The following is a 24,694-nucleotide window of genomic DNA, read 5'->3' on the forward strand; positions in this document are numbered from 1 at the left end:
ACGGCGCGCTGTCCAACGGACTTTCCGAATGCCTCGCGTAAATTCGCCGCAGCGAGGTCGGGGACCAATGCTGCGGCGCCGACTCCTCTTGCCCGCGGCTTTCGCTCCGTCGGCCGCGGCATGGGCAGTTAGCTCAGCGCGAAGCCGCGATAACCGCTTTGCGCAACGTCGTCACAGATCGAGGTGTAGCGCGCCAATCCACCGGCGTAGGGCATGAAGACACGCGGCTTGCCCGGTACATTGGCGCCAAGATACCAGGACGAACTTGCCATGGGCAGCAGCGTCGCATCCGCGGCTTCGTTGACATGCGCGACCCACTTTTCGGTCGAGTCGGTATTGGCCTCGATCCGCTTTTGGCCGTTCGCGCGCATGTCGCGGATGCAATTGGTGATCCAGTCTACATGCTGCTCGATGGCAATCGGCATATTGCACAACACCGACGGGCTGCCAGGACCGGTGATGGTGAACAGATTCGGGAATTTCGGCGACTGCAGGCCAAGGTAAGTGCGCGGGCCGGCCGCCCAGGCATCCTTCAGCTTGATACCCTGGCTGCCGCTGATGTTTAGATTGACGAGTGGTCCCGTCAGTGCGTCGAAGCCTGTCGCGAACACGATGATGTCGAGCGCGTAGTCCTGCTTCGTCGTGCGGATGCCGTTCGCCGTCACCTCGACGATCGGTTCTGCCTTGAGATCCACCAGCAGCACATTGTCCCGATTGAACGTTTCGAAATAGCCGCTGTCGATCGGCGGACGCTTGGTCGCGAATCCATGATCGCGTGGCGTCAACATCTCTGCGACCACCGGATTCCTGACGACGGTCTTAATCTTGTCGCGGAGGAAGTCTGAGGCCGTGAGGTTTGCCTCGACGTTCTGCAGGACATCGGAAAACGATGCACGGAAGCGCAATCCGCCGCGCTCCCACGCCTTTTCATAGATCTCCTCCCGCTCCGCATCGGACACCGACAGCGCGGAACGCGTCGAGATCGTGAACGGATGTCCGTTGGTACCGGCGCGTGCCAGCCGCCAGATCTCGTCGTAATTGTCCCTTGTATGCTTGATGTCGTCCGCCGTCACCGGGCCGTTACGCGCCGGAATGCTGTAATTTGCCGTACGCTGGAAAACCATGAGATGTTTTGCCTGCTCGGCAATAACAGGTGCGGTCTGAATCCCGGTCGATCCGGTTCCGATCTGGCCCACACGCTTGCCGCTGAAATCGACGCCCTCATGCGGCCACAGGCCGGTATGGTACCATTGGCCCTTGAAGCTATCGAGGCCCTTGATATCAGGCACATTGGCTGTCGAGAGACACCCCACTGCCGTAATCAGGAATGGCGCGGAGAAGAACTGTCCGTTCTTCGTCTGCACCGTCCAGAGATTGGCAGCGTCATCGAACGCGGCCGAGGTGACCTCGGTGTTCAGCCGGATATCGCGCTTGAGATCGAGCTTGTCGGCGACGAAATTCAGGTATTTCCGGATTTCAGGATGTTCGGGATAGCGCTCGCTCCAGCTCCACTCCTGCTCGATCTCCTTGTTAAAGGAGTAGCAATAGTAATAGCTCTCGGAATCGCAGCGCGCGCCCGGATAGCGGTTCCAGAACCAGGTCCCGCCGATGCCATCGCCCTTTTCAAGCACAACGACGTCGAGGCCGAGTTCGTCCCGTAATTTGTGCAACTGGTAGAGGCCTGAAAATCCGGCGCCGATAATGATCGCGTCACAGGCATGGCTCGATTGTTCGTTCACTGCAAAAGCAGTGCTCTCCTTGCTCGCCAACGGTCGTCTCCCCGTTCGTTTATGAGCGGCTTCGCATGGCCGCGCTATTGCCTCGAAGGCTAGAGATTTGCCGGATGGCTTTCCATACTCTATCGTTCAAACCTGATGTGAATTTCCGTCACAAGAGAAAAACGTGAACCGCTACACAGAGATGCAGGTTTTCGTCAGGGCCGCGGAAGACGGCAGCTTCTCTGCAGCGGCCCGGAACCTTGCCATCACGCCGTCCGCAGTCAGCAAGCTGATTGCGCGGATGGAAGAACGGTTGGGCGCGCTGTTATTCCGCCGTGCGCACCGCAACATCGTCATGACTCCGGAGGGAGAGGTCTTCTATCGGGCGGCGCTTGCAGCCATCGAAGCCGTCGAGGCCGCTGACGCGACGATCTTCAGCGGCAAGCTCGGTCGCGAAACCCTGCGCATTCGCTCGATGCCGATCTTCGGACAGGTCATCCTCGCCAAGAAGCTCCCGGAGTTCTGCCGGCAGCATCCCGACCTTCAGGTTGAACTTCAGCTGCGGATCGATCCCGGGCCGCTACTTGACGAGGGAACCGACGTTGCGATTCATGTTGGGCACCTCAATGACTCCTCGCTCGTGGCCACGCGATTTACGAGCACGCGATGGATCATTTGTGCGTCGCCGAGCTATCTGGCCGAGTACGGCACGCCGTCACATCCCAACGAGTTAGCGGACCACGCCTGTCTCAATTTTCATTCGTCCATTGCCGCCAGCACATGGACCGTTCGCGGTGCCGATGGCTTGTCCACACCGCTCGCCGTCAAGAGCCGTGTACGCTCGAACCAGGCTTCGATCCTTATCGAGTTCGCGCGCGCTGGCCTCGGCATCGTGCGATTGGTCGAAGTCCAAATCGCCGACGATCTCGCCCAAGGCCGCTTGGTCGAGCTCTTTCCGGAACATCAGTGCCCAGAGGAACATCCCATCTATGCGGTGTATCAGAGCCGCCGACTGGTAAGTAACCGTGTCAGGGTCTTCTTAGACTTCCTCAAGACGAAACTACCCGATCCGCCGCCTTGGCGGTATTGGCGGGACCAATAGACGTCCGCTTTGCGCCAGAAGCGGCCGCCAAGTGTATGTAATTCTCCGATTGACGAGATATAAGCGGGCCGTGAGTTCTTTCGGTGTCTGTCCCCCGTTACGAATGCCTCCGGAAGACGGAACCGCTATTTTGGTCAGATCGTCTCGGCGTGGCAGCCGCTATCTGTGCAACGTTACTACAAAAAGACTCTTTAAAAGCAGGTGCCGCCAAACCGCTCGCGGCCCTTGATCTGGGCGGCAGCCTGCGCATCGTTCGGCAAGGGCGGCGTGATCGTCAGCCAGAAGCGGACGAACAGGGTCAGCGTTTCCGCGGTAACCCCAAGATCGCGTTCGAGACGTTGGACTTGGCTCGACAGCCGGTCGAGACGGCGCGCGAACGCCGCCTCGCGCCGATCCTCCCCATCCGGAGACAGAAACGAGGTGACCGCCGCTTCCACGATCGCCGATCGGGAAAGCTTCTTGCGGTCGGCAAGATCGGCGATCTGCTTCAGAAGGTCCGGCGGGAAATACACATTCATCCGGTCCCGCATGGTCTCACAACTCCATACCGTCATTCGGGTCGAGCGAGACCTGGCGAGCGATGCCACGCATCTGCTGGTGCAGGATGCGAGCCTGACGGGCTGCATCGTCCGACTCGTCGTCGAGCACAGCGGCGAACTCTTCCGCAGGCCTCGGATCAGTCGCCTCCTTGGCAATGGCGACATGGTCGGGAAGCTCGGGTTCGCGACGCAAGCCGCTATTGGCGGCATCCTGTTCCGCCTTCTGAATCTCACCAAGCAACACGGCGTCCGGTGCCTGCGGCGTTAGAGCTGACCACCCATCCGTCCGTGACGACCGGCCAGACTTCGCCGGATCGGGCGGCGTCAGCACCCGTTCGGTGAAACGGTGATCCTCGTAATAGCGAGCTTTCTTCGCCCGGATCGGGGGCGTGCCGGCAACCATGACGATCTCGTCAGTGGGCGGGAGCTGCATCACCTCGCCCGGCGTGAGCAGCGGCCTTGCCGTCTCCTGCCGCGAGACCATGAGGTGACCAAGCCAAGGATTCAGCCTGTGACCAGCATAGTTCTTCATGGCGCGCATCTCGGTTGCTATCCTCAGCGCATCGGAGACACGCTTCGCCGTGCGCTCGTCGTTGGTGGCAAAGCTGACGCGGACATGGCAGTTGTCGAGGATCGCGTTGTTGGGCCCGTAGGCTTTCTCGATCTGGTTCAGCGACTGCGCGATCAGGAGGCTCTTGATGTCGTAACCTGCCATGAAGGCCAGCGCGGATTCTAAGAAGTCGAGCCGGCCGAGCGCGAGCCGGGTGCCGAGATCGACTTCCATTTGCCGGGCGAGATCGCGCGTGAAAGCTTTGAGATCGGTCATCTCAGCGGCGTCCTCGGGCGAGACGATGAAACGGAAATGATGCCGGTCGTCCTTGCAGCGATCTGCAAAGGCCGCGTCGTCAGTGCGGTCATGACCGGCATCGAACATCACCGCCTTCTCGCTGTTACGGGTGACGCCGTCGCGCTTCAGATAGGACAGATGAGCGGTCAGCGGCGCGGAACGAAACGAACGGCCCTGATGGCGGACGACGCGCGCCTTCACCACCACGCGCCGCGCCGGGCTAAACAGGCGGTTGCGGCCAAAACTGATCCGGCCGCGCCCGAAGGTCGAGCGCCCGTAGCTTGAGGAGCGCTTCCCCGCAGCCGCAAGACTGGAGGTGGGACCGGACTTCTTCGCCGCGCGCAGCACCTGGTTGATGAAGCTCTTGGGCTTTGCCGCTCGCGTGCCGCGGATGCGGCCAGGCCGGATGCGTAAATCGCTGTCGCCTACGCTCACAGCAATCGCTCCACGGGCAAGGAATGGGGAGCAGTGCCGAAAACACTTTTGAATTCATTAGCGAAAGCATCAGGCGCGGCACGCGCCCCGACCGACCGGCACGGCCGAACCCAAGCCATTCCAATGGCTTGCGGTTCGGCCGGCGAGCCGCTTTTATCTCGCCGTCCCGCTGTCGTGCCTCCCCACTGCTCTCGCCTTCCCAGCCATTCTATCCCGGAGCACGCCATGGCACGCCAGACTGCACATCCTGTCATTGCAGGTCTCCCGCGCTGGATCGAGCAACAAACAAGCTGCGCGCTTGCGGCACGAGCGCAGAGATATTGCGCGTCGGATCGCTCGGCGGAACGCGGTCCGATCGCCGTTCAGCCGACACACGATCGACAGCGGTTGCGCGTTCGGATTGCCCGATGAACAGTGGCGCCTCGGTCCATGACTTCGCGTGAACGACTGCGACGGAGAGCGGACTGGCGAGTTCGGCGCCACCGAACAGGGGAGCAAGCGTTGCCGCATAAGCGCGGGTCTCGGCCGGCAATGGACGGCCCGCGAGATACTGTTCGTAGCGGCCTGGTCCCGCGTTATACGCCGCAAGGAAACCGGGCGAGCCATAGCGGTCGTGTAGTTCGTGGAGATACGCTGCGCCTGCCAGAATGTTGTCGCGCGGATCGTATGGATTGTCGCCAATGCGATGACGTATGCGCAGGTCTGCCCAGGTCTCGGGCATAATCTGCATCAACCCCATCGCGCCTTTTGGCGATCTTGCCCGCGCGTCACCGGCACTTTCGACGGTCATCACGGCGCGTATCCAATGCACCGGTACGGCGTAGCGGCGTGAGGCCTCTTCGATCAGGTTCGCAAACGAGCCGACAGACCGTGCGCTCGCCGAATGCTTGGCTGATGCGCTGCCAGTTTGTGCGGCATTCAGCGGCACAATCGCAAACGACAACGCCATCACGGCGGTACAAGCTACCGTCCCCAAACGGCTTGCGGCCGCCCTGGACCGCCGCTGCGCGCGCCGGCGTTGCGAATTCTGGTCGGGACGGAGGAATGGTGCAGCGTTTGGTCGAACAGAGGAATGGCAGATCGAGCAAGGAAGATACGCACGCTCACTTCTCCCCAGTCCACACCGGGAGTGCACGGCCGATGACGGCAGATGCCGCGATCGGCCCGAAATACCGACCGTCCAGCGAGTCCTTGGACTGCCGGTTCATGAGAAAGAGTTCGTCCTCGCCGACAACACGACAGCCGTGCCAGACCGGCAGCGGTCGGCCGTGGCTGTCTCGCTCGCGCACCTCACCCATGTCGATCTTATCGATCGAGATAGTGTGCCCGCTTCTGCAAACCGTTTGCCCCGGGAGTGCCAGCACGCGCTTCAGCATGGGAATGCCGACCGGCAGATAGCCGTTCAGGTCAAGAAAGGTCGCCAGCGGCTCAGGCGGCTTGATGGCGACGAGTTCGGTGACAAACAGTCTGTCTGCAGGCTGCAAGCGATAGAGGCCAAGCGGCACACTTTCGGAAGCATTCCACACATAGAGGGGAACCGGCTCCGCGACGACCGGGGCAACGAGAACGGTGATCCCAACAAACATGACTGCGAGCACCGAGAACCGGCCATTCATGGTGCGATCCTCTGCCGGTGAAGCCAGGCCTGGTGACGCGATTTAGTGTAGGTTCGTGGAGCTTCGTTGACGGACAAGCGGTTATGGACGTGATGCCAATAATCAGGTGCAGCGTTCGCGGGATCGATGCTGAGCGCTTCGATCGCATCGATCAGTTGCAGCACCCGCTCGACCTTGGGCCAGCCCGACAGCCGCAACAGAATCTCGCCGCCGGGTTTCACATAGGGCACCGTGGTGCAACGCTGACCGGCCGCGACTGCCCGCAAGATGTCGATCCGCGAGATGACCGTGCCAAAGTCATTTGAGGTCCAGCGGACGAACGCGAAGATGCTGCCGGGTGTGAACGACACAACGCGCCGACGGCGATCTAGGATCGGCTCCGAACAGTGCCCCCACAGATGCCAGGTCCATCAGACAATTAGGATGCCGATCGCCCCCTACGATTCACAGTTGCTCGTCAACTTCGCGGCAAAAGGGGGCGATTCGTCCTATTTGTACGCCACAACTACACAGCAGCCATACCAGCGCTTTATATTTCTTTCTTGCTGGAGAAGCCTACGATCTTATTGTCTGAGACCGATGGTGGTTCGGGGCGGAGGCATGGGCGGCAAGAACGAAAAGACTCGGATCGAGGCATTTGCGTCGCCAGGTAGGGGGAAAATGCCGCGTGCCACGAAGCGCCCTCGCAAGAAACGTGGCATGCCGCCGCCAGCGACGTTCGATATCGATACGCTGCCGGGCAGCTCGAATTTGACGGCATTGGAAGCGGCCGCGGTCATCCGGCGCACGCCCGGAGCGCTGGAGCAGTGGCGGCGCGATCGGAACCATCCCCTGAAATGGCGCCATGTCGATGGTCGCCCGCTCTATCGGGTCGATGCGGTGCGCGACTATCTAGCCAGATGCGATAAAGCCACTAAGACGCCTCCGCCGCATAATGCTCGCGAAGACGACCGAGCAGCTCAGCCTTGATGGGGTCAAGTGGATTCGTCCGTTGCAGGCGCACGACCCCTCCGACCCGTTGCGCACCGACCAACTGCGCGATGTAGTCATGAGCAGCTTCGAACGCCATCTTGCGGATGATCCACTGTTCGTCGTGATTGTAGACCTGATCGATTCCGCGCGGCTTTTGCCCGACACATAACCGCTGGATTTCGTTGTCGTAGCCGCACCGTGACATAACGGTGCGCAAGCTGCGCCTCAAATCGTGCATGGTGAACCTGGCGACACCCGCTTCCTTAACCAAACGGTTCACCATCTTGGTGAAGCCCGACAACTGGCCGCCGGTCTTTGGTGACGGGAAGACGTAGTCGGACGTTGCGCGCTGGAAATGCTTCGCAGCTGTGAGCACCTCGTCAACGAGATGAGTGCGCGGCACGTCGTGATGCAGGCCCATCTTGGTCCACGCCGCATCGAAGGTGATGCGGTCATCCATAATGTGCTTTCGCCACTCAATGATGGTTGGCTCGCTGCGGCGCGGACCGCCGAGCAGGCACATGCGTGCTAATTGTCCAAAAGCCCCGAGCTTGCCGGATGCGTGCCAGACCTTGATGATCTCCTCATCCATCAGCGCGCGGCCCTTCGTTCGGCGCCCGACCCTCTGCGCACGGGTCTCTTTCGGCGCGCGATAGCCGGCAAGCACGTTGTGCTCGACGTAACCTTCGCCGACACACCACTCGAGGAATGTGTGGGTGTGCTTGCGCAAGTCCCCGGCTGCACCGCGCTTACCGGTCTTGGCGGTCTTGTCCACTGCCGCCATGATTTGCCGGCGCGTCAATTCGCCGATGGCGGGATCGAAATGATCCTTGAGACCGCGCCGCAGCGCCGACATCGCAGGCCTCCAGTTCACGACTTGGCGTCCGGTCAGGGATGTCTGATAAGGGCCGTCTTCACTGATCAAGGCCACCAGCGTAGTGCGCTGCATCTCGGCCAGTTGCCGGCGCTTGGCTTCTCGTTTGGCGTCGTTCGGATCGACCCCTGTGACCACCTCACTAGCGGCGATGGTGGCGGCCTTCCGAGCCGCCCGCTCATTGAACCTTGGCCAGGCCCCGAGGGTCTTGCGCTGAGTGCCTCTCACTCCCGGCTTGGTGAACAGGTAAACCCAGGTCCGGCCGCCCGTCGCGCGCATGCGCAGCGCCAGACCGGGCAGCTTGTCGTCGTGGAGGTAATGCTGCGCCTTGCCCGGTGGCATTGTCGTGTCGCGGATGACCGTGTCGGTCAGTGTCAAATAGTTGATCGGCTCTCCCACGGTCCCTGCCCTTCCGTCTTGTGCCCACGCGGGAATGATCGGACCGGCAAGAACCGGGTCTCAGACCTTCCCTCGACTGTGTGCCCCAAGGGAAAATTCGGGGGGGCACGACAGGGGCACACAAAATGTGCTATGGCCCACCATGGTCAACTATGGTCACACACTACAAAAACACCATAATTAACAGGACATTATGCAAATTTACTATGCTTAGGGCTGGCTGGCTAGGGTCTACAGATTGTGGTTCACACGGGAGAGGTCCAAGGTTCGATCCCTTGTGCGCCCACCATTTTAAAGCCCGTGATTGCTGGGCTTTTTTCGCCCCTCCGAAAATCTGATCGACAAGTCGGCACAGAACGATGCGCGAACCACGCACGTCGATCTGTGGAATGCGCTCCACTCTTGGGAGGCTGGGATGAAGATCGCGTTGGATGAATGGCGCGGCTCGTTTGATGGTCGCCCGTCGATGTTCATCAAGCGCCTGCTGGATCGCTGGGGCTGGCGTGTGGAAATAGAGCACGTGGACAGGTAATGGCGCGGAAAGTCGGTGAGCACCTCGACCAGCGCGTTTTTTTGGCGAACTTGCCCAAGCGAGATCGCCGACGTGCCCCGGGAATATCCGCAATCGGCACGTGACCTCACAAGGCCATGCGACAACCAGGACGGCACATCGGAAAAGTGCGTTGACGCGACTTGTTCAAGTCTGGATGGCCGCTCTTGCCGTGAGCGTCACGTTGCAGCCTCATGTTAAAATATCTGCGTGGATTCGCGATGCAGCCTTTCACCCTGTCCCTATGAACACTTAAGCAGACCAGCTCATGGACCCGCTCGACAGCTCCGCTTCCAAGCCAAATGCGCGTCTGGCAACGCAGTCATCACCGCAAGGAATTGCGGCTGATCTCGTTGCCGTGCTAGTATCCGTGACCTCGGGCGAGCCTCGCGTTCTAACAATCCAGGATCAGCGCGCCCTGCCCTCCGGGCCTTTCGAACTCGCCCATCGTTCGCTGCAATCGGGGCTACGTGCCTGGGTCGAACGGCAGACACGGTTGCCGCTTGGTTATGTCGAACAGCTCTACACCTTTGCCGATCGTGATCGCGCTGGCGCCACTGGGCAGCATGTCATCTCGATCAGCTATCTTGGCCTAACACGAGAACAACCGGCATTCGGCGAACACGAGGCCAGATGGCGCGGCTGGTATGATTATTTCCCATGGGAGGATCATCGTGACGGCCCACCGCCGCTGATGGAGAAAGCTCTGCAGCCAGGGCTCAAAGCCTGGGCTTCTGCAGCATCCGACCGGGCGGCGCAGCGCGCTCGTCGGCAACGCACCGCAATGCTGTTCGGTTTCGAGGAGCACAGCTGGAACGAGGAATTGGTTCTGCAGCGATACGAACTATTATATGAGGCGAAACTGATCCCCGAGGCGACACGGGGAAATTCCTCAGCATCCACGTCGACCCGTGCGGCTTTGTCGAACGCGCCGGGTCACCCCATGATCCTGGACCATCGCCGGATTCTGGCCACCGGAATTGCAAGACTCAGGGCCAAGATCAAATACCATCCTGTCGTATTTGAATTGATGCCGGACACATTCACGCTGCTGCAATTGCAACGCTGTGTTGAGGCGCTGGCCGGACGGCAAGTGCACAAGCCGAATTTCCGCCGCCTGATCGAGCAGCAGGAACTCGTTGAGGAAACTGGCGAAACCAGCCAGGACACCGGCGGACGTCCGGCAAAACTCTTCCGCTTTCGCCGTGCCGTCCTTGCGGAACGCGCCATCGCCGGAACCAAACTTCCCGTCTCGGGGGCTTGACAAGCCTTATACTCGATTACAGTATAACATATGCTCAACGAGAGTATATATCATGCTGTCGATACCTGAACTGCGTCCTTCGGAACATCTCTATGCGAAAGTGCGCCACGCGATCCCCGCGATCGAATGGTCGATGCTGTCAGAAGATATCGACGCGATCATCGCGTTGAAGAAGAGCCGCAACGCCGTCATCCTTGCCCACAATTATCAGACACCGGACATCTTCCACTGCGTCGCGGACATAGTCGGCGACAGCCTCGCGCTGGCGCGTGAAGCAATGCATGTGGAGGCCGACGTCATCGTTCTCGCCGGCGTTCACTTCATGGCCGAGACGGCCAAATTACTCAATCCGTCGAAGACCGTGCTGATTCCCGATCGCGGCGCCGGCTGCTCGCTTGCCGACTCCATTATGCCCGAGGACGTGAGGCTGCTGCGGCAAACTTATCCTGGCGTGCCGATCGTGACTTATGTGAACACCTCGGCAGCGGTGAAGGCCGAGTCGGATATCTGCTGCACCTCGGGCAATGCCAAGGCGGTGATCGAGTCGCTTGGCGTTGAACGCGTGATCATGCTGCCGGACGAATATCTGGCCAGGAACATCGCTGCCGAAACCAAGGTTAAAGTGATTACCTGGACTGGTCATTGCGAGGTGCACGAGCGCTTCAGCGCCGAAGAGGTGCGTCAATTGCGCGAGAACCACCCTGGTGTCGTCGTACTGGCGCACCCGGAATGCCCGCCGGACGTGCTGGCGGAGGCCGATTTCGCCGGCTCGACGGCCGCCATGTCGTCCTACGTCGCAAGCAAACGACCACCGCGCGTCGTGCTTCTGACGGAATGCTCGATGAGCGACAATGTCGCCATCCAGTATCCGGACCTCGAATTCATTCGTCCGTGCAATCTTTGTCCGCACATGAAGACGATCACACTCGGCAACATCCGTCACGCGTTGGAGACGATGCAGCACCAGGTCACGATCGACGACGGTGTCGCAGCGCGCGCACGCCTCGCGGTCGAACGAATGCTGGCCGTCACATGACAGCATTACACGATACGGACGGCGCTCCCGTTATCATCGGCGGCGGCATCGCCGGCCTCATGACCGCCCTGGCGCTGGCGCCGCAACCGGTGCTGCTCCTGACCGGCGCGCCACTGGGCTCGGAATCGTCGAGCGCACTCGCGCAAGGCGGTATCGCTGCCAGTATCGGGGCGGATGATAGTGCTTCGCTGCATCTGACGGACACACTCGCCGCCGGTGATGGCTTGTGCGACGAAACCATCGCGGCTTCAATCCTCGCCGCAGCGCCCGCCGCGATCGAACAGTTGGCGCGGCTCGGCGTCATTTTCGATCGGGATGCCTGCGGCAAGATCATCCTCGGCCTCGAGGCCGCGCATTCGCGCCGCCGGATCGTCCATGCCGGGGGTGATGCAACAGGCCGGGACGTTATTCGAGCCCTGGTCCGCAAGGTCCGCGAGACGCCTGCGATCACGGTGATCGAGGGAGCCACGGCACAGCGCCTGGTCGTCGAAGACAATGCAGTGGTGGGTCTTCTCGGCCATACCGGTCGAGGACCCGTGCTCTTTGCCACCGATCGTGTCGTCATCGCGACCGGTGGCATCGGAGGTCTGTTTCTGCATGGGACAAATCCGGCTGGATCCTTTGGCCAGGGCCTCGCGCTCGCAGCACGCGCCGGCGCCGTCATGGCCGATCTTGAATTTATCCAATTCCACCCGACGGCGCTCGACAGCAAGTCCTCTCCACTGAAGCTCATCAGTGAGGCCGTACGCGGAGAAGGCGCGATCTTGGTCGACGAAAATGGCGATCGCTTCATGGCCGGTGCCCCCGGCGCCGAGCTTGCGTCCCGCGATATCGTTGCACGTGCCGTCTGGCGGCACATGGCGGCGGGGCATCGGGTTTTTCTCGACGCAAGGGGCGTGAAGAGACTCGACTTTGCGCGGCGTTTCCCGGCCATCACGGCACTTTGTCGCGATGCAGGAATCGATCCGGTTACGCAGCCGATCCCTGTCCGTCCCGCTGCGCACTACCACATGGGCGGCATACTGGTTGACCTGACCGGGCGGACCTCCGTCGACGGTCTTTGGGCCTGCGGCGAAGCCGCCTGCACCGGTCTCCATGGGGCAAACCGGCTCGCCAGTAATTCACTCCTCGAGGCGGCCGTGTGTGGCGGCTGGGTTGCCCAGAATATTGCCGCAACGACCTCCATCCGGCGGCGTCAGCCAATGTTGCCCGGTGGAGTAACGGACAGCGACCCAAGTTCGGTGCGCCCTATTCTGTCGCGTGCCGCAGGCGTGTTGCGCGATGGCGAAGGCCTGCGTGCCGCCGCCCGCGTGCTCTATCCCCTCGCGATCTCGCAGCAAGCTGCAAGCGATCCCGCAATTGTCGGCCTGATGATCGTGATCGCTGCCTTGCGCCGCCAAGAAAGCCGCGGCGCGCATGCACGCACCGACTTCCCGAAGCACACGAGTCTGGCACAGCGTTCGACGCTGCGCCTTGATGACGCGCTTCAAGCCGCGCGAGACGACATCCCGGAACTCGTCGCCTAACCCAAAGGATCGCCATGACGCCCTCACCGCTACCCCATGTCATGATCGAGCCATTGGTTCGCATGGCATTGCTTGAAGATCTCGGACGAGCCGGCGATCTCACGACCGATGCGATCGTGCCAGCCGACCGACGCGCCACGACACTTCTTGTTGCGCGCCAGCCCGGCGTGGTGGCCGGGCTCGACCTCGCTCGACTCGCCTTTCAACTGATCGATCCCGCGATCGAGATGCATATCGAGCGCAACGATTGCGCAGTCCTGGCACCCGGCGACGTGATCGCCACGATCACCGGCCCCGCGCGAGGTATTTTGACTGCTGAACGGGTTGCATTGAATTTTCTGTGCCGCCTGAGCGGAATCGCAACGGCAACGGCATCTGTGGTTGCAGCGGTCCGCGACTACCAGACGAAAATTGTCTGCACGCGCAAGACAACGCCAGGGCTGCGCGCCATCGAAAAATATGCGATCCGCGTTGGCGGTGGCAGCAATCACCGGTTCGGCCTCGACGATGCTGTACTCATCAAGGACAATCACGTCGCCATCGCCGGCAGCGTAACCGAGGCGCTGAAGCGGGCGAAAACCGGTGTCGGGCATCTGGTCAAGATCGAACTCGAAGTCGACACGCTCGATCAGCTGCGCGAGGCGCTCGATCACGGTGTAGACGCGGTACTCCTTGACAATATGGATCCACCCACGCTCACGAAAGCCGTCGCGATGGTCGCAGGTCGGGCGGTAACCGAAGCCTCCGGCCGCATCACGCCCGCTACAGCGCCACACATCGCTGCGACCGGCGTCGATCTGATCTCGATCGGATGGCTCACCCATAGCGTCGGCGTTCTCGACATCGGGCTCGATTTTAAACCGGACGATTTGAAGATGTGAGTCAGGCTATTGATGTTGTTGCGGTCGGACTCAATATCAACAGAAAACCTCAGCAATTATCCCGATGGCAACTTTTACCACTAGCTTCGTCGATCCCGCGCCGCGTGGCCTTCGTCCTCTAGCCAGAGTCTCTCGGGAGACCAAAAGCATCAGATCTTTTCACTGCTCGGCGCAAAAATGCACATCCGATCGGTAAAGCACCGTCACGTTCTAACTTCGCGTGGCGACGTTCTTCAACGCCTGAGTATCGAGAAGGACAAGTGTACGATTCTTGACCAGAACCCAGCCGCGATCGGCCCAAGCGGATATGATTTTATTTGCGCGCTCCCGCGAAATTCCCACCATCTCGCTGACGCTCTGTTGCGTCATATTCACCACAAGGGGTCCATCCATTTGCACATTCGGCTCCGCAAATTTTATGACGATATGGGCAAGACGAGCCTCGAGACCGTGAAGGATCACCTCTTCCAGATGCTCGCTCGTCCATCTCAGGCGCGCGCATAACAAGTCAATGAACTTTGCAGCCAAAGCCGGCTCGGCTCTAACCAGGGGGATCAGATCGCGCCGCGCAATTCCCCAGATCTCACAATCGCTATTCGCGATTGCATCCGTTGTTCGGTCGAGGCCATCCAAAACAGCAATCTCACCAAATGTCTGACCGGCACTGATCAGATTTAACACCGCGCTCTTACCGTCAGGAGAGGATGCACACATCCTCACCGAGCCTTCCACAACTCCGAACAGGCACGTCCCAGGGTCTCCGCGTCGAAAAATGTAGTCTCCCCGTTCGAAGGTCTGGAAAGACGCGCGATGAAACAGCTGGGCAACCGTCTCGGGCGCGAGGTCGCTGAAGATCGCGTTCATGCGCATTGCTGCCTGACGGCCCGCTGAGCTCGCTGCCTTCGCTTTCGACACCGCGATGTTTCCTGTGCTCCGCACCGGTCCCAAATCAAGGTCTGTTTGGACGTCTGCACCGATCCAGCCGGCCAGCCCCGATCCGCACTGCCAATGGTGAGCCGGGACCTGGCGCCTTTGTGTCTCCTGTTTTCGCGATGCGCTGTACGTCCGGACGATCGCAAGCAAGCTGCGAGATCATCAATTCCGAGATCAATCGTGTCACCTGCGGAGCCGCGACACTTGTCCCATTCATCGTCACAACGGAACCGCTGCGCGTACCGGCGGCAAGCAGATTCCTGTGTACTGGCGACTCGTCTCCAACTGCCGACACATCGGGGCTTCGGATTGGGGATGCGCCATCTGATGTCGCGCGCCCTCCGGCCCCCGAATACTCGCTGACGGCCTTGTCGCTGCGAAGATATGCACCCACGACGATTGCGTGCGTCCCTGTCGCCAATGCGTTGATCGTACTTTCCCTCCGGACCGGGCTGGAGCCCTTGTCATCTTGCTCCGGTCGTCCGGCAAGATCGAAGCGCACGTAATTCTCGTCTTCAAGCCGAGATTGCCGCCCTGACAACGGATAGCCAAATGGCGTGTCGCCGCGCTGAACCCAGACATCGACTGTCGTGGCTGCCCCTTTGTTTTTGAGTTCGATCAGCCATGTCCCGGACGGCGCAGTCAGCGAGGGCATTGCGAGATCAGCTGTGGGCGCCATAGCAAGGAATATCTGCGATCGCTCCCCGACTGCAGTGTAGTATTTCGCGAAAAACCGGAGCTGGCCTGATATGCGCCACTGCCAGTTCTGGTTAGCCCCAATCCAAGGACTGCGCTGGTTGGTCGGAGTGGTAATCCTTATGGCGATTTCGGGCTGGGACTTCTCTGTTGCCTGTTTGGGCAGCCACAGCTCCATAAAGCTGTTGGCCTTATTGTCGGGCTGCACGCGCCACCGCAAGCGCTTGGGCGACTGACCAGGGACTGATGCCTGAGACAGTTCGACCAAGGCATGACATCGCGCCAGATAGTGATTTCCGGCTGGCAGAACGACCCTGAGCGGTGCGGTGCGTGACGCTATCAACTGATCGATCGCAGCTTCCAGCTGTGACGTACCATCGTGCGGGCCGGCAATGGTCCCATAACTCAAATTGATGACCACTGGGATCGGCCCCGTTCCTTCGGCGGCCGAGATCTGATCCGCACGACTGAGCACATAGGTGATGGCGGCGTAGACATTCGGAGTCAGGAATGCGCCCGACGTCTCCTCTGTCACCCACTTCGGCAATTGAACGCCGATGATATAGGGAAGGTTGGGATCTTCGGGAACCGCGTGTTTCGGATCGAGCCCGCAGGCGATGTCCATGACGTGCGTACCGTGCTTGGCGCGGCGAGCAGCCAGCTTCTGACCGGCCAACCGATAGAACTCATCCTCATCCAGCAATCCCGTATGCGTGCAGGACGCCAGAATTTGATTGATCTCGTTCTCCTGCAGCTCGCGCCCCCAGCCGAAGCCGGCCGGCATGCCTGTATTTGTGTGATCGTCCTGGTTCCAGAAATACTTCACCAGCGATCGGCCATCCCGAAAGCGGAATCTCTCATGGGCGAACGCCAATCCGTCATCGATGATCGCGACAATTGCCCGCCGCGACGGACTCGTGGCAAGCAACTGCTGCTCGATCGGTTCAGTCTTCTCGAACAGATTCGTCGTCGGCGTTCCAAGCTCGATTCGATTGATCGAGGACAGCAGGGGCGCAAACTGTTTGGCGTCACCGCGCGATACCTTGCCGGAAACAAATGCGGAAAGAGCCTCGCGTCTCGCAATCGCCATACAGCATGTTAGATCGGCACCTCTCAGCGAGGGTGGCGCCTCCTGATAGACCGCGGGAATTCGAATGAACTGATCCAGCCCCGAGCGCACGACGGAACGGGCAAGGGCTTCCACTGGTCCATCAAGCTCCAACAAGACCCAGAACCACTCACCCGGGAGATAAGCGAACTCCGTCAGCACTGCCCATTCGAGATAAGGTGAAACCCGCTTCCGTTGTTCTGCCATAACGCACACCTTGCGAATGCGATCGCCCTACCGCCATTTCCCAGCAGCTACTTCACCTCTGCAAGCGCAGCATCCCACAGCCACTTCATAATCGGCGATACAACTGGCGGCGTGGAGGCGAGAAAATCGACATAGGGCGGATCAATCAGGGGGCTCAGCTTTTCCTGTCCGTTTGCTGGATTGTAGAAATCATGGAAATTGAAGTCCTGAGTAGCTCCGTATCGCCCGCCGTCAAAACGCCAGGCGTTGAACCTCGGCCCACCTTTCGCCCGCAGAATGAAATAGCGGGCAAGTGACAGTCCAAGCACCTGACCGGCCGCAGTATCGACCGGGAAATGGACACCCGCCACTGTGCGGTTGACCGCGATGCGCGCCGCCTGTCGCATCAACTGCTCACCTAGTCTCGGTTCGCGCCCGTACAGCTCCCACAGGATGCGCGCAATCATGTGATTTTCGGTTGAATGACCGCTCGGAAATGTCCCGTGGCCCGGCGTCAGAATGATCGGTTGAACCTGAGACGACAGTTCATATGGTCGCCAGCACGCCAGAGCATGCTTGATGCGCATTTCCACCGCGGTCGCAAACCGAAGCGCAGCATCGAGCAGCTCGATCGTCTTCTTGGTGCGATCCGGATGCAAGTTCACGACCGAACTCCAGAACGCATATTGAGGGCCGAGCTGGGTCACGATTTCCGAAACACGATCCTCGCGAAGATCGGCGTATTGATCCAGAAAATCCAGCTGGCCTTTGAAAGTGTCGACCGGCGGGCGAATCAAAGTCGCAATTCGGCTCGATTTCGCTTTGGGCGACGGATCTGCCGCTGTGGTTTGAACGTGGAACTGCCAGACCGTGACCGACTTCTCGCTCGGTGTCCGGGAGACGTTCTTGCCCTGATGCTTGTAGCTGAATTTCTCTGAGTGGCTTGTAAAATGGAGGTGCGACAGCAGTTCGAAGTCTATGACCGCCGCCCGCACCCACGGCTCCCAGAGCGCGAGGTTCTTCTTGTCGTCCAGCGCACGTGGCGACCGATTGACGGTCTGACCGAGCCAGCTTCCGACGATACCGTCGCGGTGCTTGACGAGTGCATCGGCAACCAGCGGCGATCCATAACTGCCGTAGGGCCCAGCGCCAGCACCGCCTGCACCTCCGGCACCGCCCGCTCCCCCAGCACCACCGGCGCCGCCTGCGCCCCCCGCACCTCCTGCGCCGCCTTCAGGACCCATCGTGCACATGTTTTTGCTCCCGTTCTGCTAATTCGGTACGCCAGCTCCCTGCAATGCGCTCGACCAGATGCGGCCGGTTTCATATCCCCCACTGGGGTGACGCTCGCGATATTTCGCGACCGTCAGGCCCGGCTCGAGTTTCATCAGTTCGGTCACCGTCTTGCGCGCCTCTTGCTGAAGGCCGAGCTGCCATTGCGCGATCGCCAGCGCGCGAAACGTGGACGTATGCGTGCGATTGGCGCGCAACGAACGGTTGGCAAGATCGATGGCGCGCTTGTATTGCCCGGCGGAGAGAGCAGCCGTTGCGGCCAGGGAATCGTAGAAGTATCTGTGAGGATCCAGCGGCGACAGTTTCAGCGCGTGCTCGGTGTGCTCGACTGCCGACTTTCCTGCATCCTTGAAGGCAAGAAGCGTTCCCTTTAGCAGCCACGCCATCGCATCGTTGGGATTGACGCGCAGCGCGAGGTCATACTGCTCCTGCGCGACGTCAAATTGTTTCAGCAGATTGGTATGAGCAAAGCCCATAACCACCAGCGCGAGGGAACACCGCGGGTCGGCACTCAGTGCTCGCCGCCCGCAATCGAGCGCCAGTTGCGTATCCGCACTCCAGTCATCGGTCCATCCCTGCTGGACCCGCAATATGTGCCACTTGGCCATCCATGCCCATGGTACGGCCTGTCGGGGCATGCGCTCGGTCAAGACCTGGAGCATCTGGCGCGACCTGTCAAAATCGTGCACCGAAAGACGATGCATGAGCGCGATCGCCCCCATCAACAACGTGTAGCTCTCGACGGTCGGGAGTGATTGCGACTGCGCGCGTTCAAGCTCGCGCGCCATGATCGCCAAGCTGACCGCCGTCACAATACCCGCGACAGCACCGTCCTTTCCGCTGATCAAAGCTGTCGCGCTACAAACGAACGAGTCAGACCAAACGATTGTCAGATTCGACGACGATGCCAGTTCGAGGTTCACCCGCAACTTACTTCCGGCCTTGCGGTAAGAGCCCGACAGAACGTAGTTCGCCGTCAAATAGCTACTGATCTCCTCGACCGAACTATCCCGCCCGCGAAAGACAGACGTCGACAGGCGCGAGATGACGTTCAGCTCCGATGAACGCGAAAGCGCGGATATGATTTCGTCGGCGAGCACTTCGCCAATGACCCGATGTTCCGGACCATCATCCAGCCCGGTAAAAGGTACGACCGCGACAGTGGCGCGCAACTTCGGCATTGATACAGTACCTGGCTCGATCACGGGTCGCGGCCCTGGTGGGCCGACACGATACGCTCGAACGGGTTCATGCACATGTTTAAGGTAACAAGCTCCCAAATCCTCGACGTCGGCATCCAATACAGGCACGAGTTGGTCGCGAACATCGGCCGATACAACAATTTCCCCCGGCCCCGCTAAACCTGTGAGCCGGGCTGCAAGGTTAACGTCAGCCCCGTAAACATCGTGCTCGTCCGCAAGAAGATGACCGACGTGAGCTCCTTCACGGACGAGGATATACTGATCTTGCGGAACGCCTTCATTGATAACCGCACACGCATTCTGGACTGCAAAGGCAGCTCTCACCGCGAGGGGAGATTGAGGGAATTCCATCAGGAGCCCATCCCCAAGGCTCTTTACAAGCCGCCCCTCGAACCGCGGCAGGACATCTTCATCTATCGTTTTAACGAGTTTACGCCATCGCTGTACGGTGCTGGCCTCGTTCTCTTCCATCAGTCGCACGGACTCGACCACGTCCACGAAGAGCAGTGTGCGCACCACCCATTCCGGATTCTCGAATGCGAGTGAAGCGCTTGATCTAGCCATCAGCCACGCTGGTCACTGTTCTGATCCGCACTCTTGTGCACTAATGCGCACAAACTCGGTATCGCGGACGGATCACACTCAATTTTGCCCGCCAAGAACTTGTTAGCTAGACTTGAACAACGGCGATTTCAGGACGCCGCTCCTGACGACTAGATTGCAACCACGTCGCCACGCGACTCGACTTTGATACGCCAGCCGTAATCATCGATACCTGCCGCCGGACCGAATGGTGCTATCTCGATCATAGACCAGGAGTTCTTCAGCCGGCAACTGCGACCTGCGCGTAGCGACGGCGCCTCCGCCCCTGACGACGGATGTACATCGTTAAAGCCTGAAACGATTTGCTTCATGATGGCAGGGACTGCGGCGGTTTTCCCAACCACGATCGCACACATGAGGACGGCGCAAATCACTCCGGCCCCGATCATCAAGCGATGGTATAATCGACGATAGGACTGCTCCAGTTTATCTTCCGACGCACTCATGATTGCCTCCAGATAAGGCACATAGCCTTACTGCGTCCCGCTGGAGGTGGATGTGACGAGCGTCACATCCCGGGATGATTTTGTCTGACTGCCGACGCTCTTTGTCCCGGCCTGGCCGCCCCCTGAACCAAAAGATAGCGTATCAGGCTACGCGTGGCTTCGAGGAAGCGCAGCATACTCTTGGTCGTAGCTGGCGTAGGATTCCTTGAGCGTCGCTAGATTGAGCAGCATCGTCGCGACCAGCGCGTTCGAGCTATCGAAGACTTCGGTGCGCACCCACAGGCTCTCGGTGCGCTTGCTGCCGGACATCGCGACGACCTTGCGGTCTATGCGGTAGTCTTCTCCAACGAACAGCGGACCTCGTAGCAACCGGATTTCCTGATCAGCGAACAGGCCGACTGCCGGCCCCTTGACCGGCAGACGATCCTTCTTGCTGCCGTGCTGAAACAACACACTGAGCATTTCCATCGGAATGATCGCACGTCCCCATGGCGAGCTGCCTGCGCTCTCTGGCGCGTAATAGGGCGACGGCTCACTGATGACCTTGAGCTTCTGTTCAAGCGAGAATGGATAGAGTTCGCCCATGTTCTGATCGAAATCCATCCGAACCGTCTGCGATGCGGTGGTCATGCCGAGCTTGATGTCGCGCAGGATTACGGCATCACTCAGCGGCTTCAGCTCAGTGAGTCGGATATCCAGGGCGGAGGCCCGCGCGTCACTGCCGATCGATGCACTGCCGCGCAACACTTCGGTGCCATCACGCTTCACCATCCTGATCGTGCAATAATGCCCGCCATCGATCGGCTTTTCGACAACGGCCTGTACCTCCTCGCCCTCAAAGGCGGCAGCACGATAATGCGCCGAGATGCAGCCCGTCTCGAACCAGTCCTTGCCCCACAGTCGTTCGCAGAGCGGTGCAAACTGGCTGAAATGAGTCGGGCCCTCGATGGTCCCGCCCTTGAAGCCGAGCTTCTGCGCGGTGGCATCGTCGTGGATGGATGCGTGAGAGTCGTAAGTCTGCGCATGGAGCATCTGTCGGGGCTGTCGCCACGGGCCGATCAGTGCATTTCCGGCGTCCTCAATCACCGTATCGAATGCTTTTGATATCATTGGAAACTCCTCCGGGAATGTGGGCCGTCGGTTCGTTGTGGCTACCAGGTATCGACACAGGGGCGCTTGCGACCCTCGCGTTGCGGTGGCTTCGGCACCGAACGCAGGCCGGCCATCACCCAGCGGCGCGTCTCGGCGGGGTCGATGACATTGTCGATCTCGAACACCGACGCGATCGAGGTCGCCTTGCCGTTGGCATAGAGCTCAGCGACCTTATTCTTGTAATAGGTCTCGCGCTCCACCGGATCGGCGATCGCCTCCATTTCCTTGCGGAAGCCGAGCCGCACGTAGCCTTCCAGCCCCATGCCGCCGAATTCTCCGGTTGGCCACGCCGCCGTGAAGAACGAGGCGTGGAAACCGCCGCCGATCATCGACTGCGCGCCGAGTCCATAGCCCTTGCGCAGCACGATGCCGAACAACGGCACTGTGATGCTCGCGCCGGTGACGAACATACGCGCGACATGACGTACGATCGCGGTCTTCTCCGCCTCCGGCCCGACCATGAAACCCGGCGTATCGCAGAGCGACACAATCGGAATGTCGAATGCATCGCAGAGCTGCAGAAAGCGCGCCGCCTTGTCTCCGGCCGCGGCGTCGATGGCGCCGCCGAGATGTTTGGGATTGTTGGCAATCAGGCCGAATGGCTTGCCCTCGATACGAATGAACGCGGTGATCATGCCGACGCCGAAATCGCGCCGGATTTCGAGCACGGAGTCCTCATCAGCGATCAGATCGATCACCGCGCGGATGTCATAGACGCGCAGCCGGTTCTCCGGGATCGCACGTCGCAGCAGCCGCTGATCGGGCGCACGCCATTCCGCCACAGCGCCCTGGAAGTAGGACAGATATTTCTGCGCGGCCCGTGTCGCTTCCTCTTCGTCCTCGACGAGAATATCGACGACGCCGTTCGGTGACTGGAAAGAGGCGGGTCCGACTTCGGCCGGATGATAAACGCCGAGACCCCCGCCTTCGATCATCGCAGGACCACCCATGCCGATCGAGGCGTTCTTCGTGGCGATGATAACGTCACAACAACCGAGCATCGCAGCGTTACCCGCGAAGCAATAGCCGGACACCACACCGACCACCGGGACGAGACCCGAAAGTTTGGCGAATTGCACGAAAGATGGCCCGTCGAGACCCGTCATGCCGAGCCGGTCGGTATCGCCGGGACGACCGCCGCCGCCTTCGGCATAGAACACTAGCGGCATTTTCCACTGCTCGACCAGCGACAGCATGCGGTCGATCTTCTTGTGGTTCATATGACCTTGGGTACCGGCCAGCACGGTATAGTCATAGGAGATCACCATACAGCGTGCTTCGTGCTCGCCGAATTTCGCAGCATTGACCGTGGCCGTACCGGCGACCAGACCATCGGCCGGCGTGTTCTTGATGAGATCATCGACCGCGCGGCGGCGCCGCTGGCCGGCGATGGCGAGGCTGCCATATTCCATGAACGAGCCGTCATCGACCAGTTGCGCAATATTCTCGCGCGCGGTGCGCTGATTGGTCTTGCGCCGGCGCTCGACCGAAGAGGGCCGGTTTTCATCGAGCGTGATCCCCTGGCGAGCGATCAGTTCGGCAAGGTCGGGACGAATGTGGTCGAGATCGATATCGGCTTCTTCCGTGGCGAGGTCGCCGGCCACGTCCTGAGGTTCGATATACAGAATGGGCTCGCCCTGCATCAACGTGACGCCATCGGATGCCGCGATCCGGGTGACGCGACCGCCCTGCTCCGCAGTCACCAGATGCTCCATCTTCATGGATTCGATGATGGCGAGTTGCTGGCCGGGCCTGACAACATCGCCTTCGGCCACCGGAATGGACACGACCGTGCCCTGCAGCGGCGCCGCGACCGGGATCGATCCTTCCGGCGCGGGCTGTACGACGCCGGCGGAGGTCCGTGCATCACCGGTTGATCCGCTGGCGGCGAATAGCGGCTTGCCCGCTGTCAGTGTGGCAGCGACCAGATCGGCGACGTTGCGATCGATGAAGCTGGTGTTGATCCGATTGGCCTGGAAATCGGCGTTGGCCAGGATCGCCCGCATCAACGGGATATTGGTGGCGACGCCCTCGATGCGGAATTCGCGTAACGCCCGCGTGCCCTTGGCTATGGCGTCGGCCCATTTCGACGACGGCGTGTGGACGATCACCTTGGCCAGCAACGAGTCGAAGGCCGCACTGGTCTTGTAACCGGCATAACCGAACGTATCGACACGCACGCCCGGGCCTGACGGTGGCTCGAAAATCGCGAGCGTGCCGCCGGTCGGCTTGGTGGCGCCGGTGGCATCCATGGTCTCCATATTGATGCGGAGCTGCATGGCGAAGCCGCGCGGACTCGGCACCGAGGCCTGATCGAGACCGAGCGACGCCAGCGTGGCGCCACCGGCAACGGCGAGCTGCGACCGCACCAGATCAACCGACAGCACTTCCTCGGTCACGGTGTGTTCGACTTGCAGCCGCGGATTGGCCTCGATGAAGGCGAAGGCGCCATCGCCCTCGCCAGCCTCGCCATCGACCAGGAATTCGAACGTGCCGAGGCTGTCATACTTCGCCTCCGCCGCAAGATTTTTGGCAGCTTCAACGATGCGGCTGCGCAATTTGTGTGACAGCGACGGACTCGGCGCAACTTCGACCAGCTTCTGATTGCGGCGCTGGATGGTGCATTCACGCTCCCAGAGCTGACTGATATCGCCGTGACGATCACCGATGATTTGCACTTCGATATGACGGGCATTGCGAATGAGACGCTCGACATAGACGCCGTCGCTGCCGAAGGCCGCCTTGGCTTCGGACTGGCAACGCGCATAGGCGTCGTCGAGATCCTCCGCGCGCTCGACAACGCGCATGCCGCGGCCGCCGCCGCCAGCCATGGCCTTGATCATCACGGCGGCATTGCTACCCAGCGATGTGAAAAACGCTTTCACCTCATCAAGCGTCGAGGGGCCCGTGGTGCCCGCGATGATCGGCACACCACAGCGCTTGGCGAGTTGCTTGGCCGCGACCTTGTCGCCGAACAGCTGCAATGCCGCGGGTGACGGGCCGACAAAGGTAATGCCCTCTTCGGCGCAGCGGCGGGCCAGATCGGCGTTCTCGCTGAGAAAGCCGTAGCCCGGATGCAGCGCGTCACAGCCGGTGGCTTTCGCGGCACCAATCACACCTTCGATATCGAGATAAGCACGCGCACCACGGCCGGGGATTTCCGTGGACTCGTCAGCGATCCGTACATGCAGCGAAAGCGCGTCATCGGCCGGATACATCGCGACGGTGGCAAGGCCGGCGTCCGCCGCGGCGCGTGCGATACGAATGGCGATCTCGCCACGATTGGCAATCAGCAACTTGCGAAAGGGCATTGAAA

Annotated in this window: 18 protein-coding genes and 2 pseudogenes; 6 read left to right on the top strand and 14 right to left on the bottom strand. The window is 60.5% G+C overall.

Annotated features, from left to right (window positions below):
• Window positions 1-128 precede the first annotated feature (128 nt).
• A complete protein-coding gene (locus tag AB8A23_RS27050; RefSeq protein ID WP_439066033.1) occupies window positions 129-1,769 on the bottom strand; it encodes a flavin-containing monooxygenase in 1,641 nt (546 codons plus the stop codon).
• A 133-nt stretch (window positions 1,770-1,902) separates the two neighbouring features.
• On the opposite strand from AB8A23_RS27050, the gene AB8A23_RS27055 reads away from it, so the two are divergent.
• On the top strand, window positions 1,903-2,820 hold the full coding sequence (locus AB8A23_RS27055; RefSeq protein ID WP_089263791.1) for a LysR family transcriptional regulator: 918 nt from the start codon (window positions 1,903-1,905) through the stop codon (window positions 2,818-2,820).
• A gap of 203 nt (window positions 2,821-3,023) precedes the next feature.
• On the opposite strand, the pseudogene AB8A23_RS27060 reads toward AB8A23_RS27055, so the two are convergent.
• The 6 genes and pseudogenes from AB8A23_RS27060 to AB8A23_RS27085 form a co-directional block, all read right to left on the bottom strand.
• Window positions 3,024-3,350, bottom strand: a pseudogene (locus AB8A23_RS27060) (CopG family transcriptional regulator); the annotation flags it as partial.
• Window positions 3,351-3,354: 4 nt separating this feature from the next.
• Window positions 3,355-4,119 (bottom strand): annotated as a pseudogene (locus tag AB8A23_RS27065) (type IV secretory system conjugative DNA transfer family protein); the annotation flags it as partial.
• A 772-nt stretch (window positions 4,120-4,891) separates the two neighbouring features.
• On the bottom strand, window positions 4,892-5,590 hold the full coding sequence (locus AB8A23_RS27070) for a lytic transglycosylase domain-containing protein (protein ID WP_231077727.1): 699 nt from the start codon (window positions 5,588-5,590) through the stop codon (window positions 4,892-4,894).
• Window positions 5,591-5,744: 154 nt separating this feature from the next.
• The gene (locus AB8A23_RS27075; RefSeq protein ID WP_199712040.1) at window positions 5,745-6,257 is read right to left on the bottom strand and encodes a S26 family signal peptidase; all 513 of its coding nucleotides are present in this window, start codon (window positions 6,255-6,257) and stop codon (window positions 5,745-5,747) included.
• Entirely contained in the window at window positions 6,254-6,655 is a 402-nt protein-coding gene (locus AB8A23_RS27080) for a DUF2840 domain-containing protein (protein ID WP_231081177.1), read from the bottom strand. The genes AB8A23_RS27075 and AB8A23_RS27080 overlap by 4 nt, the downstream gene beginning before the upstream one ends.
• 515 nt (window positions 6,656-7,170) lie before the next feature.
• The gene (locus AB8A23_RS27085) at window positions 7,171-8,502 is read right to left on the bottom strand and encodes a tyrosine-type recombinase/integrase (RefSeq protein WP_439057576.1); all 1,332 of its coding nucleotides are present in this window, start codon (window positions 8,500-8,502) and stop codon (window positions 7,171-7,173) included.
• 304 nt (window positions 8,503-8,806) lie between these two features.
• On the opposite strand from AB8A23_RS27085, the gene AB8A23_RS27090 reads away from it, so the two are divergent.
• From AB8A23_RS27090 to nadC, 5 genes are all read left to right on the top strand, one after another.
• Complete coding sequence (locus AB8A23_RS27090; RefSeq protein WP_439066034.1) at window positions 8,807-9,034, top strand: hypothetical protein; 228 nt, start codon at window positions 8,807-8,809, stop codon at window positions 9,032-9,034.
• Window positions 9,035-9,320: 286 nt separating this feature from the next.
• Window positions 9,321-10,316 carry an NUDIX hydrolase gene (locus tag AB8A23_RS27095; protein WP_439057575.1) on the top strand — a complete coding sequence of 332 codons (996 nt, stop codon included), beginning with the start codon at window positions 9,321-9,323 and terminating at the stop codon, window positions 10,314-10,316.
• A 52-nt stretch (window positions 10,317-10,368) separates the two neighbouring features.
• Window positions 10,369-11,352 (top strand): quinolinate synthase NadA, encoded by a 984-nt coding sequence (gene nadA, locus AB8A23_RS27100; protein ID WP_439060443.1) that lies wholly within the window; start codon window positions 10,369-10,371, stop codon window positions 11,350-11,352.
• Entirely contained in the window at window positions 11,349-12,878 is a 1,530-nt protein-coding gene (locus tag AB8A23_RS27105) for an L-aspartate oxidase (RefSeq protein WP_439057574.1), read from the top strand. Before nadA ends, AB8A23_RS27105 begins: the two co-directional genes overlap by 4 nt.
• Window positions 12,879-12,892: 14 nt before the next feature.
• Window positions 12,893-13,759, top strand: a complete 867-nt coding sequence (nadC, locus tag AB8A23_RS27110) for a carboxylating nicotinate-nucleotide diphosphorylase (RefSeq protein WP_439057573.1) — start codon at window positions 12,893-12,895, stop codon at window positions 13,757-13,759.
• A 210-nt stretch (window positions 13,760-13,969) separates the two neighbouring features.
• On the opposite strand, the gene AB8A23_RS27115 is transcribed toward nadC, so the two are convergent.
• The 7 genes from AB8A23_RS27115 to AB8A23_RS27145 all read right to left on the bottom strand — a co-directional run bounded on the left by AB8A23_RS27115 (window position 13,970) and on the right by AB8A23_RS27145 (window position 24,689).
• Window positions 13,970-14,623 carry a Crp/Fnr family transcriptional regulator gene (locus AB8A23_RS27115; protein WP_439057572.1) on the bottom strand — a complete coding sequence of 218 codons (654 nt, stop codon included), beginning with the start codon at window positions 14,621-14,623 and terminating at the stop codon, window positions 13,970-13,972.
• 85 nt (window positions 14,624-14,708) lie between these two features.
• Window positions 14,709-16,703, bottom strand: a complete 1,995-nt coding sequence (locus AB8A23_RS27120) for a S8 family serine peptidase (protein ID WP_439057571.1) — start codon at window positions 16,701-16,703, stop codon at window positions 14,709-14,711.
• A 47-nt stretch (window positions 16,704-16,750) separates the two neighbouring features.
• Window positions 16,751-17,926 carry a phosphatase PAP2 family protein gene (locus tag AB8A23_RS27125; RefSeq protein WP_439057570.1) on the bottom strand — a complete coding sequence of 392 codons (1,176 nt, stop codon included), beginning with the start codon at window positions 17,924-17,926 and terminating at the stop codon, window positions 16,751-16,753.
• A gap of 27 nt (window positions 17,927-17,953) precedes the next feature.
• Window positions 17,954-19,693: an adenylate/guanylate cyclase domain-containing protein gene (locus tag AB8A23_RS27130; RefSeq protein WP_439057569.1), complete on the bottom strand. Its 1,740-nt coding sequence runs from the start codon at window positions 19,691-19,693 to the stop codon at window positions 17,954-17,956.
• Between the two features lie 197 nt (window positions 19,694-19,890).
• A complete protein-coding gene (locus tag AB8A23_RS27135) occupies window positions 19,891-20,226 on the bottom strand; it encodes a hypothetical protein (protein WP_231077733.1) in 336 nt (111 codons plus the stop codon).
• 147 nt (window positions 20,227-20,373) lie between these two features.
• The gene (locus tag AB8A23_RS27140) at window positions 20,374-21,336 is read right to left on the bottom strand and encodes a hypothetical protein (RefSeq protein WP_439057568.1); all 963 of its coding nucleotides are present in this window, start codon (window positions 21,334-21,336) and stop codon (window positions 20,374-20,376) included.
• 41 nt (window positions 21,337-21,377) lie between these two features.
• Window positions 21,378-24,689, bottom strand: coding sequence for a carboxyl transferase domain-containing protein (locus AB8A23_RS27145; RefSeq protein WP_439057567.1), 3,312 nt, complete (start codon window positions 24,687-24,689; stop codon window positions 21,378-21,380).
• Between the last annotated feature and the right edge of the window lie 5 nt (window positions 24,690-24,694).

This window comes from Tardiphaga sp. 619_E2_N8_4 (assembly GCF_051810905.1).
GTDB lineage: Bacteria > Pseudomonadota > Alphaproteobacteria > Rhizobiales > Xanthobacteraceae > Tardiphaga > Tardiphaga robiniae.

Bases quoted from the DNA above. Each gene is read 5' to 3' on its own strand.
- AB8A23_RS27070 (WP_231077727.1), bottom strand. From the start codon at position 5,590: ATGGCGTTGTCGTTTGCGATTGTGCCGCTGAATGCCGCACAAACTGGC.
- AB8A23_RS27075 (WP_199712040.1), bottom strand. From the start codon at position 6,257: ATGAATGGCCGGTTCTCGGTGCTCGCAGTCATGTTTGTTGGGATCACC.
- AB8A23_RS27095 (WP_439057575.1), top strand. From the start codon at position 9,321: ATGGACCCGCTCGACAGCTCCGCTTCCAAGCCAAATGCGCGTCTGGCA.
- nadA (WP_439060443.1), top strand. From the start codon at position 10,369: ATGCTGTCGATACCTGAACTGCGTCCTTCGGAACATCTCTATGCGAAA.
- AB8A23_RS27105 (WP_439057574.1), top strand. From the start codon at position 11,349: ATGACAGCATTACACGATACGGACGGCGCTCCCGTTATCATCGGCGGC.
- nadC (WP_439057573.1), top strand. From the start codon at position 12,893: ATGACGCCCTCACCGCTACCCCATGTCATGATCGAGCCATTGGTTCGC.
- AB8A23_RS27115 (WP_439057572.1), bottom strand. From the start codon at position 14,623: ATGAACGCGATCTTCAGCGACCTCGCGCCCGAGACGGTTGCCCAGCTG.
- AB8A23_RS27120 (WP_439057571.1), bottom strand. From the start codon at position 16,703: ATGGCAGAACAACGGAAGCGGGTTTCACCTTATCTCGAATGGGCAGTG.
- AB8A23_RS27125 (WP_439057570.1), bottom strand. From the start codon at position 17,926: ATGGGTCCTGAAGGCGGCGCAGGAGGTGCGGGGGGCGCAGGCGGCGCC.
- AB8A23_RS27135 (WP_231077733.1), bottom strand. From the start codon at position 20,226: ATGAGTGCGTCGGAAGATAAACTGGAGCAGTCCTATCGTCGATTATAC.
- AB8A23_RS27140 (WP_439057568.1), bottom strand. From the start codon at position 21,336: ATGATATCAAAAGCATTCGATACGGTGATTGAGGACGCCGGAAATGCA.
- AB8A23_RS27145 (WP_439057567.1), bottom strand. From the start codon at position 24,689: ATGCCCTTTCGCAAGTTGCTGATTGCCAATCGTGGCGAGATCGCCATT.